This window comes from Streptomyces sp. NPDC018000, assembly GCF_044328025.1.
Classification (GTDB): domain Bacteria; phylum Actinomycetota; class Actinomycetes; order Streptomycetales; family Streptomycetaceae; genus Streptomyces.
In genome coordinates this window covers 191337-205992 of sequence record NZ_JBIRGM010000007.1, presented here as the reverse complement: position 1 = coordinate 205992, position 14656 = coordinate 191337, and the positions used below count along the sequence as shown (strand labels likewise).

General features: G+C 69.6%; 14 protein-coding genes. 5 read left to right on the top strand and 9 right to left on the bottom strand.

All coding sequences use genetic code 11. The features are described from left to right. Positions 1-43: 43 nt before the first annotated feature. From ACH4EW_RS18730 to ACH4EW_RS18715, 4 genes are all read right to left on the bottom strand, one after another. On the bottom strand, positions 44-907 hold the full coding sequence (locus tag ACH4EW_RS18730; protein ID WP_398258146.1) for an ABC transporter permease: 864 nt from the start codon (positions 905-907) through the stop codon (positions 44-46). Beyond that, positions 867-1736, bottom strand: a complete 870-nt coding sequence (locus ACH4EW_RS18725; RefSeq protein ID WP_398258144.1) for an ABC transporter ATP-binding protein — start codon at positions 1734-1736, stop codon at positions 867-869. Before ACH4EW_RS18725 ends, ACH4EW_RS18730 begins: the two co-directional genes overlap by 41 nt. Continuing rightward, a complete protein-coding gene (locus tag ACH4EW_RS18720) occupies positions 1733-2188 on the bottom strand; it encodes a MarR family winged helix-turn-helix transcriptional regulator (protein WP_398258142.1) in 456 nt (151 codons plus the stop codon). The genes ACH4EW_RS18725 and ACH4EW_RS18720 overlap by 4 nt, the downstream gene beginning before the upstream one ends. Before the next feature lie 64 nt (positions 2189-2252). Continuing rightward, positions 2253-2777: a cupin domain-containing protein gene (locus ACH4EW_RS18715; RefSeq protein WP_398258140.1), complete on the bottom strand. Its 525-nt coding sequence runs from the start codon at positions 2775-2777 to the stop codon at positions 2253-2255. A gap of 187 nt (positions 2778-2964) precedes the next feature. On the opposite strand from ACH4EW_RS18715, the gene ACH4EW_RS18710 reads away from it, so the two are divergent. Continuing rightward, entirely contained in the window at positions 2965-5250 is a 2286-nt protein-coding gene (locus ACH4EW_RS18710) for a peptidoglycan recognition protein (RefSeq protein ID WP_398258138.1), read from the top strand. 121 nt (positions 5251-5371) lie between these two features. Here the strand turns inward: ACH4EW_RS18710 and ACH4EW_RS18705 are convergent, their stop codons facing one another. Beyond that, the gene (locus tag ACH4EW_RS18705; RefSeq protein ID WP_398258136.1) at positions 5372-5902 is read right to left on the bottom strand and encodes a PadR family transcriptional regulator; all 531 of its coding nucleotides are present in this window, start codon (positions 5900-5902) and stop codon (positions 5372-5374) included. A gap of 100 nt (positions 5903-6002) precedes the next feature. Between ACH4EW_RS18705 and ACH4EW_RS18700 the strand changes: the two genes are divergently transcribed. Then, the gene (locus ACH4EW_RS18700) at positions 6003-6779 is read left to right on the top strand and encodes an alpha/beta fold hydrolase (RefSeq protein WP_398258134.1); all 777 of its coding nucleotides are present in this window, start codon (positions 6003-6005) and stop codon (positions 6777-6779) included. A 166-nt stretch (positions 6780-6945) separates the two neighbouring features. Here the strand turns inward: ACH4EW_RS18700 and thpR are convergent, their stop codons facing one another. The 3 genes from thpR to ACH4EW_RS18685 form a co-directional block, all read right to left on the bottom strand. Beyond that, positions 6946-7518 carry an RNA 2',3'-cyclic phosphodiesterase gene (gene thpR, locus ACH4EW_RS18695; protein ID WP_398258132.1) on the bottom strand — a complete coding sequence of 191 codons (573 nt, stop codon included), beginning with the start codon at positions 7516-7518 and terminating at the stop codon, positions 6946-6948. Between the two features lie 175 nt (positions 7519-7693). Then, positions 7694-9028, bottom strand: a complete 1335-nt coding sequence (locus ACH4EW_RS18690; RefSeq protein ID WP_398258130.1) for an MFS transporter — start codon at positions 9026-9028, stop codon at positions 7694-7696. Positions 9029-9121: 93 nt separating this feature from the next. Further along, a complete protein-coding gene (locus tag ACH4EW_RS18685) occupies positions 9122-9562 on the bottom strand; it encodes a MarR family winged helix-turn-helix transcriptional regulator (RefSeq protein WP_093899797.1) in 441 nt (146 codons plus the stop codon). A 145-nt stretch (positions 9563-9707) separates the two neighbouring features. On the opposite strand from ACH4EW_RS18685, the gene ACH4EW_RS18680 reads away from it, so the two are divergent. Further along, positions 9708-9923 (top strand): ribbon-helix-helix protein, CopG family, encoded by a 216-nt coding sequence (locus tag ACH4EW_RS18680; RefSeq protein ID WP_351790378.1) that lies wholly within the window; start codon positions 9708-9710, stop codon positions 9921-9923. Here the strand turns inward: ACH4EW_RS18680 and ACH4EW_RS18675 are convergent. Continuing rightward, positions 9916-11370: an NCS2 family permease gene (locus ACH4EW_RS18675; protein WP_398258128.1), complete on the bottom strand. Its 1455-nt coding sequence runs from the start codon at positions 11368-11370 to the stop codon at positions 9916-9918. The genes ACH4EW_RS18680 and ACH4EW_RS18675 overlap by 8 nt on opposite strands. Positions 11371-11589: 219 nt before the next feature. On the opposite strand from ACH4EW_RS18675, the gene ACH4EW_RS18670 reads away from it, so the two are divergent. Together ACH4EW_RS18670 and ACH4EW_RS18665 are read left to right on the top strand one after the other, a co-directional pair. Next, a complete protein-coding gene (locus ACH4EW_RS18670) occupies positions 11590-11892 on the top strand; it encodes a DUF2530 domain-containing protein (RefSeq protein WP_398258126.1) in 303 nt (100 codons plus the stop codon). Between the two features lie 155 nt (positions 11893-12047). Beyond that, positions 12048-14528, top strand: coding sequence for an HAD-IC family P-type ATPase (locus ACH4EW_RS18665; RefSeq protein ID WP_398258124.1), 2481 nt, complete (start codon positions 12048-12050; stop codon positions 14526-14528). The last annotated feature ends 128 nt before the right edge of the window (positions 14529-14656 follow it).

Sequence of the window (14656 nt, the reverse complement as noted above, 5' to 3'; positions counted from 1 at the left end):
CCTTCCGTAGCGGCTGACAGCCTGAGGGCTGTCCCGGGAACGTTCAGCGCGCGAGGCGGCCCAGCAGCGAACCTGCGGCGACGATGCCGGCCAGTGCCGCGAAGGCGAGGACCGCGAGGTCGAGGCCGAGGTGGGCCTGGGTGCCGATGAGCAGGCCGCGCAGGGCGTCGACCTCGTAGCTCAGCGGGTTCACCCTGCTGACGGCCTGGAGCCAGCCGGGCATCAGGGCAACGGGGTAGAGCGCGTTGGAGGCGAAGAAGAGCGGCATCGTGATGGCCTGGCCGATGCCCATCAGCCGGTCGCGGGTGAGGACGATCCCGGCTATCGACATCGACAGGCAGGAGAAGAACGCCGAGGCGAGCACGACCACCACGACCACGCCGAGCAGCCGCAACGGGTTCCAGGTCATGCCGACACCGATCAGCGCTGCGATCACGATGACGACCGCCGCCTGGATCACGGCCTTCACCCCCGCGGCGAAGGCCTTGCCCGTCACCAGGGCGGTCCGGGGCGTGGGCGTGACCATGAGTTTGGTGAGGACGCCCGAGTCCCGCTCCCAGATGATCATGATGCCGTAGAAGATCGCGATGAACATGGCGGACTGGGCGATGATGCCCGGCGCGAGGAAGTCGAGATAGGGGACGCCCCCGGTGGGGATGGCGTGGATACGGGAGAACGTCACGCCGAAGATCAGCAGCCAGAGCGCGGGCTGGACGGCGCGGGTGTAGATCTCGGTGCGGTCGTGGCGCAGCTTCTGCATTTCGACGACGCACATCGCGGCTGCTCTCGCCGGTACGACGCGCCAGCCGGTACGGGGCGGCGGCGGGGTCAGCAACAGGGCGAACCGCTGGTCGGGCGGGCCGGAATCAGCCGAGGCGGGATGCGGTGCGACGGGTACGGCGGACATCTCGGAACGCTCCTCTCTCCTCGTTGTCCACGGCGGAATCGGGGTCGTTCAGTCCGCTTCCGGAGTGGTATCGGAAGACGTCTTCCAGGGACGGTGGCGGAAGACCCTTCTCGCCCGATTCCCGTCGGTGGGCGATGAGTTCGCTCTTGAGCTGGGCGGGGGTGCCGAGCGCGCGGAGTCTGCCGAGGTGCATCAGTGCGAGCCGGTCGCAGCGCTGGTCGGCCTCGTCCATGGAGTGGGTGGTGACCAGCACGGTCATGCCGGTGCCGGCCCGTATCTCGGTGATGCGCTCCCAGACACTGTCCCGTGCGATCGGGTCCAGGCCGATGGTCGGCTCGTCCAGGATCATCAGCCGGGGGGCGCTGACCAGGGCCTGCGCGAGTTCGAGGCGGCGGACCATGCCACCGGAGTACGTGGCGGCGAGCCGGTGCGCGACATCGCCGAGGCCGACCGCGTCCAGCGCCTGGGAAACCCGTGCCGCGCGCTCGCGGCGGGGTACGTCGAAGACGCGGGCGAAGAGCTGGACGTTCTCCCGGCCGGTGAGGTTCGCGTCGGCCGACAACTGCTGCGGTACGTAGCCGAGCAGACGCCGTACCGCCATCCTGTGCCGGGCCGCGTCGTGACCGAACACCTCGATGACACCGGGCGGTACGGGCAGGAGTGTGGTGATGGCGCGCAACGTGGTGGTCTTGCCCGCGCCGTTGGGTCCCAGGAGGCCGAACACCTCCCCCCGACCGACCAGCAGGTCCAGGCCGTCGACGGCCTTCGCGTCGCCGAAGCTGTAGCTCAGACCGGTGCAGCTGAGGGCGGGTGCGGTTTCCGTGGTCACACGGTCTCATCCCCTTCGCGCAGCGAGGCGGCGAGTCTGTGCAGCGCCGGGAGTGCGGCGGAGAGCGCCGCTCGGTCGTCCGCGTCGAGCCCGGCCAGGTGTTCGCGGAAGAGAGCCTCGCGACGGGCGTGCCAGTCGCGCAGCTTCCCGATCCCCGCGGGGGTCGGATACAGCAGCGCGGCCCGTCCGTCCCCCGGGTCCTTCTCCCGTCGCAGCAGCCCTTCGGCGACGAGGTGGTTCACCAGGGTGCTGACCGAGTTGGGTGCCAGACAGAGGCGGTGCGCGGCCACGGAGACGCGGATACCGGGCCTGTCGGCCACCAGCCGCAGCAGTTCGGCATGCGCCCCGCGCAGCCGGGGCGCCGGCAGGCCGCTCCACAGCCTTCGCCGGGCGAGCCTCTGGATGCGGGGCAGAAGTCCGGCGAGCTCATCAGGCAGATCACCCGCCGCCATCTGTCCATTTTATCTCTGTGTGCGAGCTAATGTCGGCGTGTGCTGGATGTGACCGCCAACCCGCTCAGCGGTCGGTGAACCGCTCCCCGCACCGGCTGCAGAACACCGGCTCCGGGTCCTGCGAGAGCCGGCCGCACGCGGGGCAGACCCGGTCCAGCACGCAGGGCGCCTCACCGCCCTCCTGGGCGTACGCCGTCAAAGGCGCGGCCAGGGGCGTGGCCGGGGCCGCGACCGGGGGCTTGATGGCCAGGCCGGGGCGCCGGCGGTGGACGGTCACATAGGCCAGGCCCTCCGGCCCCGCGACCAGGGCACGACGGGAGGTGCGGGGCAGCCAGACGACGGTGGTCGGGGTCAGGTCCAGCGAGTCTCCTCCGGCGACGACCCGGCCGCTGCCCGCGATGACGACGAGAAGGACGTCCAGGACGTCCTCCTGATGCTCACCGACCTCGGCCCCCGGCAAAAGGCGCACCAGATTGGCATCCAACTCGCGTCCCTGTTCGGCCAGTTGCCACAGCGCGCCGCGGGCATCGGGGGCGGCTGCGGTCAGCAGGTCGTCGAGTACGGCCAGTACCCGGGGTACGGAATTCACAGCGATCAGGCTACGCCCGCCTTGGGAGCGGGGGCGGAGGTCCGTTTGTCACCTTGGCATGGCAAGCTGTGTGCTCGCTGTGCGCGGCAGCACTCGTACCCCCCACTGGTTCTCAGCATGAGCCGGTGCTGTCGCCGGACGCAGCGCCTGACGGAACCGACGTCCGACACCATCCATGGGGTACGACATGAGAGCGAAGAAGAGAATCTGGGTCACGGCTGCCGTGGCAACGGCCGGCGTCACGAGTGTCCTGGTTTTCGAGGGGGTGACGGGCAACTCCTCGGTGGACGCCGACGCCAAGTCCGGCCCGGGCAAGACCGATGTGCACGCGACCGCGCTGAAGGTCGGCGGTGACGGCACCTCCGCCACCCTCGGCAAGCGGGACACCGAGCCGTTCAGCATGCTGGGCGTCACCTGGACCGACCCGTCGGTCAAGATCACCGGAGCCGTGGAGGTACGGACCCGGTCCGCCGCCAACGGGAACTGGACGTCCTGGCTGCCGCTGGAAACCGATGTCGACGGGCGTACGGAGACCGGCCGGTCCGGCGTACGAGGCAGCACCGAGCCGCGCTGGGTGGGCGCGTCCAACGGTGTGGAGGTACGGATAAACGCGGGCGGCGAGGTCTCCGCGAAGCTGCCCGCGGGGCTGCGGCTGGACACCGTGGACCCGGGCCGGAGCAGCACCCTGAACGCGGACCCGGCCGCATTCGCCGCCGACATACCCGCGGCCGATGCCACGGCCGACCCCTCCGCCGACCCGTCGGACCCGGCCACGCCCGATCCGCCCGCGCCGGGCGACAGCACGGACCCGTCAGCCGACGTCGCACCGTCCGACCCGGCGTCACCGGGCCCTTCCGATTCGGCCACGGTGGAGCCCGCTCCCCCGGCGAGCGAGAACCCCTCGCCGTCCGCGAGTTCGTCCCCGTCCGCGACCCTGCCGCCCGCGCCGCCGTCTACCGTGCCCAAGCCGCCCATCACCTCGCGTGCGGGCTGGGGCGCCGACGAGTCGATGAGCCCGGAGGCTCCGGAGTACCTGGACACCGTCAAGGCGGTCTTCGTCCACCACACCGCGGGGAGCAGCACCTACTCCTGCGCGGACTCCGCGGCAATCGTGCGCAGCCTGTATGCCTACCACGTCAAGAGCAACGGCTGGAAGGACATCGGCTACAACTTCCTGGTCGACAAGTGCGGGACGGTCTTCGAGGGCCGTAAGGGCGGGGTGGACCGGCCGGTCCTCGGCGCGCACACCTACGGCTTCAACCGGGATACGGCCGGCATCGCGGTCATCGGCACGTACACGGACTCGGCCGCCCCGAGCGCGGTGACCACCTCGGTGGCCCGGATCGCCGCGTGGAAGCTCGGCCAGTACAAGGGCGACCCCGCGGGCAGCACCATGCTCACCGCCGGCGCCACCGGGTCCAACGGCTTCGGGACCAAGTTCACCGCCGGTACGCAGTACTCCTTCAAGCGGATCTCCGGTCACCGCGACGGCTTCAACACCGAGTGCCCCGGCACCAAGCTGTACGGGCAGCTGCCGACGATCCACAGCCTCGCCGCGGGCCCCGTCACCGGACTGGCCATCAAGTCGGTGACCGGCGCCGGCCTCTCGGGCACGACGTACTACACCAAGTCCGCGGTCACCGTGGGCTGGTCGGCGGCCACCCCGAGCGCGTTCATCTCCACGTACGAGCTGCTGGTCGACGGCAAGTCCGTCGCCACCACCACGGGCACCGCCACCTCCGCCAAGGCCACCCTCGCCGTCGGCAGCCACCGGGTCCAGGTCCGCGCCATCCACCAGTCGGGCAAGGTCACCACGTCCGCGGCGGCCACCGTGGTCGCCGACCGGACGGCGCCCGCCTTCACCACCAAGCCGAACCTGGCCCTGCGCACCGGCACGGTGAACACCACGGCCGTTCCGGTCACCCTGAAGTGGAAGGCCACGGACGCCGCCTCCCTCAAGGAGGTCAGGCTCACCGCGCCCCTCGCCAAGACCTACGGCCCGACGACCACCAGCGCCTCGCACACCGCGAAGTCGGGTGTGGCGACCAGCTGGGCCATGTCCGCGTACGACCAGGCGGGCAACACCGCCGCCGCGTCCGTCGCCGGCACGCCGGTCATCGTCCAGGAGAGCTCCGCGACGAAGACGGGCACCTGGACGACGAAGTCCTCGTCCAGCTACCTCGGCGGCAAGTCGTACTCCAGCTCGTCGAAGAACGCGAGCCTGAGCTGGACGTTCACCGGCCGCTCGGTCGCCCTGGTGGCCTCCAGGGCTGCCACCTCCGGCCAGGTGTACGTCTATGTGGACGGCGCGAAGGTGTCCACGGTGGACCTGAAGTCCAGTACCACCAAGTACCGCGACGCGCTGTGGACGAAGAGCTGGTCGAGCAGCGCCAAGCACACCGTCAAGATCGTCGTCGTGGCCACTTCGGGCCGGCCGACGATCACCACCGACGGCATCGTGTACCTGAAGTAACCGCCTGAGGCATTCGCCTGGTGAGGACGGTCTGACGGACTGTCCGTCCGGTACGTACGGGCCGCCGTTGCCCTTGCCCTCGTCCGGGGGCGGGGCAACGGCGGCCCGTTGTGTGTCCGCGTCAGAGCGAGGCGTCGAGTTCCCTGAGCGTCTCCCCGAGCCAGCTCAGCTCCGTCTGACTGGTCGCGCGGGCGATCCTCAGCAGACCCTGCCGGAACGGGTCCTCGAACGTCTCGGCACCGAGCGGCTGCTCGCCCTCGTAGAAGAAGCTGCTCGGCTCCTCCAGGAACGCGAGCCGACGCCGCAGCACCTCCGCCTGCTCGGCCGGGGACGCCAGATGGCGCAGGAAGGCGAGGACGGTGAACCAGCGGTTCTCGTCACTGATGTCCGTCTCGTCGGCATCCCGCAGCCGATGCCGCAGCTCCTCGCGGCCCTGCTCGGTCAGGGTCAGGGTGTGGCGGGGGGCGGCCCTGCTGCCCGGCTCGGTCCGGCGCTCCAGCCAGCCGGCTCGCTCCAGGCGCTTGATCGCCGGGTACAGGGTGCCGTCCGCGATGGGACGGACGTGCCCGGTGAGGTGGGCGACCCGACGCTTCAGCTCGTAGCCGTGCAGCGGCTGTTCGTACAGAAATCCCAGGATGGCCAGTTCCAGCATGCAAGCATCCTCCCCCATGGCGTTATACATCGATGCCGATATATAGTCTCGCCGAGGTCAATGATTGTGCTGCAAGGTTGTGCGGCAAGGAGGAGGAGACATGCAGAACGCTCAGGTGACGGCCGACGGTGCGCGCATCCGGTGGGTGGAGCTCCCCGGCCGCCCCGGCACGTCCGGTACCCGGGTCTATCTGCACGGAATCGGGGCCTCGTCCGGCCCGTACTTCACCGCGAGCGCCGTGCATCCCCTGCTGGCCGACGGCCGGTCGCTGCTCATGGATCTGCTCGGCTTCGGAATCAGCGACCGCCCCACAGACTTCGGCTACACCCTGGAGGAGCACGCCGACGCGGTGGCGGCGGCGCTGAAGGCGGCCGACGCGTACGGCTCGGACGTGGTCGCGCACAGCATGGGCGGCGCGGTGGCCATCGTGCTCGCGGCACGCCACCCGCGGCTGGTGGCCCGGCTGGTGCTCGTCGACGCCGTTCTGGATCCGATCGCCCCGGACCCGGCGCGGCCCGGCATCAGCGACATCGCCCGGTACACGGAGGAGGAGTTCCTGGCCGGCGGCCTGGAGGAAGTGCGCGACCGGGTGGGGCCCCACTGGTGGGCGACCATGCGCCTGGCGGGACCCGAGGCGCTGCACCGCAGCGCGGTGCAGCTCGCCCGCGGGACGACGCCGACGGTGCGCGAGCTACTGCTGGACCTGAGGATTCCGCGTACGTACCTGCGCCCCCTGGACAACGGACCGCTGCCCGGCGAGGACGCGCTGATCGAGAACGGGGTGCGGGTCGTGGCGGTCCCGGACTGCGGGCACAACATCATGCTGGACAACCCGGAGGCGTTCGCCGAGGAGACGGCGCAGGCCGTCAGCGCCTGAGACGGAGGGGTGCGCGGCTGTTCGCGATACGGCCGCTGACGCCGGCCGTACGCGTCACTGTCCGACGGCGTCTGCCACGGCGACGACGACGAACATCAGCACGAGCGCGGCGGCCATGATGCGGTTTCTGGTCTTCGGATCCACCCTCCGAGCCTAACCGCCGCTCTCAGTGGCCCAGCGGCCAGGATGCGATCGTCTCGTAGCGAGGCCGCTCGCCCGGCACCCCGGAGCCCGGCAGATTGCTGCGTACGAGGGCGAGTTCGCCGACCTCCCACGAGGTGCCTTCGAAGCCTGCGAGCGCCTCGACGTAGGGGCGCAGGTCGGCGTCGGTGCGGCTGCGGGCGAGGGTGAGGTGCGCGCTGTAGCGACGGTGCTCCGTCATCGGGATGCCGGCGCGGCGGGCGGCGGCATCGGCGCGTTCGGCGAGAAGCCGCAATGTGTCGATCGCCCCGGCCGCGCCCGCCCACAGCGCCCGCCCGTCGAACCGGCCGGCCCCGTGGATGCGCAGCGGGAAGGGCTCGGTGCGGCCGGCCGCCCGCGCGAGACGCGCATCCAGCTCGGGCAGCAGTTCCTCCTCCACGGCCCCGAGAAACGCGAGGGTGAAGTGCCAGCTGGGCGTACCGGTCCAGCGCAGTTTTCCGGCACCGGGGAGGGCGTGCAGCGGGGCGACGGCGCGGCGCAGTTCCTGGATGGCGGCGTCGGGCGGCAGAACGGCGACGAAGAGTCTGAGGCTGCTCATGGGCCGAGTGTCGCACCGTAACGGCGTGTCCCGGGCTCCGTACGTATCGTTGTACTACGCGGCTGCCCGCGCCCGCGCGGCAGCGGGGAGGAGCGGCACGATGACCGTCGGCATGCGTCAGGGCCCGGCCGGTATTCCACCGGCCGGGCCCTGACGCGTCGGCGCCGGAGCGGGGTCAGGCCGCCGCGGCCAGCTCTTCACGTGGGACGAACCGCAGGTGCGGGCGGCCCGGGCGGAGGTCGACCTTGAGGCGGAGGCCGCCCACGCGGGCCAGCATGAAGCCGACGCCCAGTGCGGCCACCAGTGAGAACGCACCGCCGACCGCCATGCCCGTACGGACCCCGTAGGCGTCGCTGATCCAGCCGACGAGCGGGGCGCCCACCGGCGTACCGCCGGCGAAGACCATCATGTACAGGCTCATGACCCGGCCCCGCATCTCCGGGTCCGCGGCCATCTGGACGCTCGTGTTCGCGCTGATGTTGACCGTCAGGCCGACCATGCCGATCGGGACCAGCAGGATCGCGAAGAGCCAGACGGACGGCGACAGGGACGCGATGATCTCCAGCAGACCGAACACCGTGCCCGCGGCCACCATCATCCGCAGCCGCGAGGAGCCGCGGCGGGCGGCCAGCAGGGCGCCCACGAGGGAGCCTGCCGCCATGAGGATGTTGAAGAACGAGTACATCCCGGCGCCGCCGTGGAAGATCTCGTCCGCGAAGGCCGTGAGCCAGATCGGGAAGTTGAACCCGAAGGTGCCGACGAAGCCGACCAGAACGATCGGCCAGATCAGCTCGGGGCGGCCGGAGACATAGCGCAGGCCCTCCCGCAGCTGCCCCTTGGCGCGCGGCACGGCGGTGGGCTTGTGCAGCTCGCTCGTACGCATCAGCATCAGGCCGATGAGCGGGGCCACGAAGGACAGGCCGTTCAGCATGAAGGCCCAGCCGCTGCCGACCGTGGTGATCAGGACACCCGCGACGGCGGGACCGATGAGCCGGGCGGACTGGAAGTTCGCCGAGTTGAGACTGACCGCGTTCCGCAGGTGCGCGGGGCCGACCATCTCGGAGACGAACGACTGGCGGGCCGGGTTGTCGACGACCGTCACCATGCCGAGCAGGAACGCGATGAGGTAGACGTGCCACACCTGGACGACACCGGAGAGCGTGAGCACCGCGAGGGCGATCCCGCACAGGCCGAGAGCCGCCTGGCTGAAGAGAAGAAGCTTCCGCTTCGGGAAACGGTCGGCGATGACGCCGCCGTACAGGCCGAAGAGAAGCATCGGAAGAAACTGCAGGGCCGTGGTGATGCCGACGGCGGTGGCGGACCCGGTGAGGCTCAGAACGAGCCAGTCCTGCGTGATGCGGGAAATCCAGGTACCGGTGTTGGAGATCACGGCGCCCGTGGCGAACAGGCGGTAGTTACGGATCTTCAGCGACGAGAAGGTCCCGTCGGGCTTGCTGTCGTGGGTGGAAGTCGGTGCGGGGGCGGAGTCTGCTCCGGATCCCGTACTCAAAAGGGTTCGCCTCCTCGGGCGTATACATTTCGCTGACTGACGGATGCGGTGGTCCGGGCAGTGCGCCGGCATGGTCCGGCGCGGCCGGCCCCGCTACAGGTGGGCGAGCTTCTCCAGCACGGGCGCCGCCTTGCGCAGCGTCTCCCACTCTTCCTCGTCCAGGCCCTCGGCGAGGGTGGTCAGCCAGGCGTTCCGCTTGGAGCGGCTCTCTTCGAGCATGGCTTCCGCCTGTTCGGTCTGGCTGACCATCTTCTGGCGACGGTCATCGGGGTGCGGTTCCAGTCTGACCAGCCCCTTTGCTTCCAGCAGCGCGACGATGCGAGTCATCGACGGAGGCTGCACATGCTCCTTGCGGGCCAGCTCACCGGGCGTGGCCGAACCGCAGCGGGCGAGTGTGCCGAGCACCGACATCTCGGTGGGGCTCAGCGACTCGTCGACGCGCTGGTGCTTCAGGCGCCGGCCGAGCAGCATCACGGCGGAGCGAAGGGAGCTCACGGCGGCCGCACTGTCGCCGTCGTGGATCAGGTCAGGCATGTTTATTAGCGTAACTCATTACCTACCCTAAAGACCATTCGTGTTACACGCGCGAGAGCCACATCACCTAATCGATCACCCGAACGAGTGAGTCGGATCCGTAAAGTGACGCGAAACGACCTCGTGGGCCGTAACCCTGCTTGCCATGAGATCGACTGTGCTCAGCCTGCGGATAGACGGTGAGCTGCTCGACCGGCTCAGGCAGCATGCCGCCAAACGCGGAATGAGCGTCCAGGACTATGTCGTCCGGACGCTCATTCGCGATGACTTCGACGAGCGCTTCAAGGCGGCCGTCGACGAGACGGAGAAGTTCTACGGTTCGGAAGGGACCGCAGGGATCAGGGCGGAGGAGGTCACGTGAGGCCGAGGGCCGGCATCGCGTAGTAGAAGACGAAGACCGCCGACACCGCATACATGGCCGCCGGCACCTCGCGCCAGCGCCCGGCGGCGACCCGCAGCACGGAGAAGGCGATGAAGCCGATGCCGATGCCGTTGGTGATCGAGTACGTGAACGGCATCATCACCATGGCCAGGAAGGCCGGGATGGCGAGCGTGTAGTCGCTCCAGTCGATGTCCCGCACGGAACCCGAGATGATCAGGAAGCCGACCGCCAGCAGCGCCGGGGTGGCCGCCTGCGACGGCACCATGGTCGCCAGCGGTGTCAGGAACAGCGACACCGTGAACAGCAGACCCGTCACGATGCTCGCGAGGCCGGTGCGGGCGCCCTCGCCGACACCCGCCGTGGACTCCACGAAGCAGGTACCCGCCGAGGCGGAGCTCGCGCCGCCTGCGGCGACCGCGATGCCGTCGACGAACAGCACCTTGTTGATGCCGGGGAAGTTGCCGTCCTTGTCCGTCAGCTTCGCCTCGTCGCCGACACCGAGGATGGTGCCCATCGCGTCGAAGAAGCAGGACAGCAGCACGGTGAAGACGAACAGGATGCCGGTGAGCACACCGACCTTCTCGAACCCGCCGAACAGGCTGACCTGGCCTATCAGTCCGAAGTCCGGGGTGGCGACCGGGTTGCCCGGCCACTGCGGGACGGTCAGGCCCCATGCCTCGCCCGGCAGATCGGCGACCGCGTCGATGATCATCGCGACGACCGTCATGGCGACGATGGAGATCAGAATCGCGCCCGGCACCTTGCGGACGATCAGCGCGAGGGTGAGCAGGGCACCGAGGATGAAGACCAGAACCGGCCAGCCGCTGAGATGACCGTCGCCGCCGAGCTGGAGCGGCACGGTGGTGTGCGCGGCGTCCGGGATGCGGGAGACGAAGCCCGAGTCGACCAGGCCGATCAGCAGGATGAAGAGACCGATACCGATCGCGATGCCCTTGCGGAGCGACTGCGGTACGGCGTGCATCACGCGTTCGCGCAGCCCGGTCGCGACCAGCAGCATGACCACGATGCCCGCGAGGACGACCATGCCCATCGCGTCCGGCCAGCTCATCCTGGGGGCGAGCTGGAGGGCCACGACGGTGTTGACACCGAGGCCGGCCGCCAGCGCGATCGGCACATTGCCGATGACGCCCATCAGAAGCGTGGAGAACGCGGCGGTCAGCACGGTGGCGGTGACCAGCTGGCCACTGTCGAGCTGGTGCCCGTACATGTCCTTCGCGCTACCGAGAATGATCGGGTTCAGCACGATGATGTACGCCATTGCGAAGAACGTGGCGAATCCGCCGCGGATCTCGCGTGCAACCGACGACCCCCGCTCGGAGATCTTGAAGAAACGATCCAGGCCGTTTTGCGGCTGAGGAGCCGGAGACTGCTTGGAGTCGACCGAAGCGGTGGCCGAGGGGGACATGTATGACCTCAGTCGTACGTAGAGGGGGTTAGAAGTGGTCGGCTTTGGACTTTCACACAAGCAATTCGAGCCAGCCATGAGCAGATTCAGTATGAATACATAAGGCGAAGATCGCTATCTCCGCGCGTAGACCCTTGGGTCACCTGTCCTGACGGCCTTTGGACCGACCGCCGAATGGAGTACGGGAGGGGAGCACAGGTGGGCCCATACACTGAGCTCATGGCGAAGTGGACAGCGAAGCACGAGGCACCCGAGCCCCTGGAGGGGCCCGTCGTCGCCACCATCACCGGCGGCACGATCCTCTGGTTCGTCCTCTTTCTGGTCCAGCTGCCGTTCTACGGCTGGTTCGAGGACCACGGACACCTGTGGTGGGTGTGGACCTGCCTGGCCGGTGCGGGACTCGGGCTGATCGGCATCTGGTACGTACGGAAGCGCGACGCGGCGATCAAGCGGGCGGCGGCTGCGGCTTCCGCGCCGAGCACGGGGACGGGCACGGAGGGCACATCGGGCGCCACGGCCTGACGCCGTCCGGCCCTGGGGTGCCGCCCTCCGACGCCGTCCTGTACCGCCCGCCATCAGGGCTTCCGTACCCCCGCAGGACCACTCCTCTCCTCCCACGGTCTGATATTCGGACCCCCGGTGGGTGATTCGGGCGATCCCGCCGTACCGTCGGAACCATGACGCAGCGGGCACCCCACTCCTACGGCAAACAGCCTCCCGAGGCATCCGGCTCCGTCGGCCGCCCCGGACCGACCGCGATCGACGCCGGTTCCGAGCTCGACCCGGTCCACCCGATGAAGCTCCCGGTCCCGCCCGTGAACCCGCGTGGGCTGACCGCGGCCGAGGTGGCCGAGCGGATCGCCCGCGGTGAGGTCAACGACGTACCCGTCCGCTCGTCCCGTTCCATCGGCGAGATCGTCCGCGCGAACGTCTTCACCCGGTTCAACCTGATCATCGGCATTCTCTGGCTGATCATGCTGTTCGTCGCGCCGATCCAGGACAGCCTCTTCGGCTTCGTGATCATCGCCAACACCGGCATCGGCATCGTCCAGGAGTGGCGGGCCAAGAAGACCCTGGACAGCCTCGCGGTCATCGGCGAGGCCAAACCCACGGTGCGGCGCGACGGGGTCTCGGCCGAGATCTCCACCTCCGAGATCGTCCTCGGCGACCTTGTCGAACTCGGCCCCGGCGACAAGGTCGTCGTCGACGGCACGGTCGCCGAGGCCGACAGCCTGGAGATCGACGAGTCGCTGCTGACCGGCGAGGCCGACCCGGTGCTGAAGCGGCCCGGCGACCCGGTGATGTCCGGCAGCTTCGTCGTCGCGGGCGGCGGAGCGTTCGCCACGACGAAGGTCGGCCGCGAGGCCTACGCCGCTCAGCTCGCCGAGGAGGCATCCCGCTTCACCCTCGTCCAGTCCGAGCTGCGCACCGGCATCTCCACCATCCTCAAGTACGTCACCTGGATGATGGTGCCGACCGCGCTCGGCCTGATCATCAGCCAGCTCTTCGTCAAGAACAACAACGTCAGCGAGTCGATCGCCCGGACCGTCGGCGGCATCGTCCCGATGATCCCGGAAGGCCTGGTGCTGCTCACCTCGGTCGCCTTCGCGATCGGCGTCATCCGGCTCGGCCGCCAACAGTGCCTGGTGCAGGAGCTCCCCGCCATCGAGGGGCTGGCCCGCGTCGACGTCGTCTGCCTGGACAAGACCGGCACCCTCACCGAGGGCGGCATGGACGTCACCGAGGTCCGGGCGCTGGACGGCATCGACGACACCTACATACAGCGCGTGCTGGGTGCCCTCGGCGCGTCCGACCCCCGGCCCAACGCCAGCCTGCAGGCCATCGTCGACGCCTATCCGGACGGGGAGACATGGCGGTGCACGCAGTCGCTGCCGTTCTCCTCGGCCCGCAAGTACAGCGGCGCCGCGTTCGACGAGGGCGGCGGCCGGGCGTCGGCCTGGCTGCTCGGCGCCCCCGATGTGCTGCTGCCCGACCGGGACCCGGCGCTCACCGAGATCGAGCAGCTCAACGAGCAGGGGCTGCGGGTGCTGCTGCTGGCCCGCGCGCAGGGCGGACTCGAAGGGCCGGACATCGCCGCCGGAGCCGTACCGAGCGCGCTGGTCGTCCTGGAACAGCGGCTGCGGCCGGACGCCGGGGAGACGCTCGCCTACTTCGCCGACCAGCGGGTCGCCGCGAAGGTCATCTCCGGCGACAACGCGGTCTCCGTCGGAGCGGTCGCCGGAAAGCTCGGCCTGCCGGGCGCCGAGAACACCCTGGACGCGCGCCGGCTGCCCACCGACCCGGACGACATGGCCACGGCCATGGAGAAGAACGCGGTCTTCGGCCGGGTCACCCCGCAGCAGAAACGGGACATGGTCGGCGCGCTCCAGTCCCGCGGCCACACCGTCGCGATGACCGGCGACGGCGTCAACGACGTGCTGGCGCTGAAGGACGCCGACATCGGCGTCTCCATGGGTTCGGGCTCCGAGGCGACCCGGGCCGTCGCCCAGATCGTGCTGCTCAACAACAGCTTCGCGACGCTGCCGTCCGTAGTCGCCGAGGGCCGCCGGGTGATCGGCAACATCACCCGGGTCGCCACCCTGTTCCTGACCAAGACCGTCTACTCGGTGCTGCTGGCGATCCTGGTGGTCTGCTTCCAGGTCGACTATCCGTTCCTGCCACGCCATCTGACCCTGCTGTCGACGCTGACGATCGGCGTCCCGGCGTTCTTCCTGGCCCTTGCCCCCAACACGGAACGGGCCCATCCGCACTTCGTGCGCCGCGTCATGCGGTACGCGATCCCGTCGGGTTTCATCGCGGCCGTCGCGACCTTCACGACGTATCAGATCGCCCGGCACTACTACACCGGTCCGGGTGCGCTGGACGCGGAGACCAGCGCGGCCACGCTCACGCTGTTCCTGATCTCGATGTGGGTGCTGGCGATCATCGCCCGCCCGTACAACTGGTGGCGGGTCTGCCTGGTGGCAACGATGGGGCTGGCGTTCCTGATCGTGCTGGTGGTGCCGTGGCTGCAGGAATTCTTCGCGCTGAAGCTGGTGGGAGCGGTGATGCCGTGGACCGCGGTGGCGATCGCGGTGGTGGCGGCGGCCGGCCTGGAGTTCGCCTGGCGGCTGGTCGGCCGCCGCTTCCCTGCATAGCACGGCGCCGCCCGCGGGGCGGGCGTACGGGAACGCGTACGGGCCGTGCCCGGGAGGACGGAAACCGTCCCCCCGGGCACGGCCCGGAGTGTGTCACGGCACGGGACCGGCGCCCGTCCGGGAGGAGT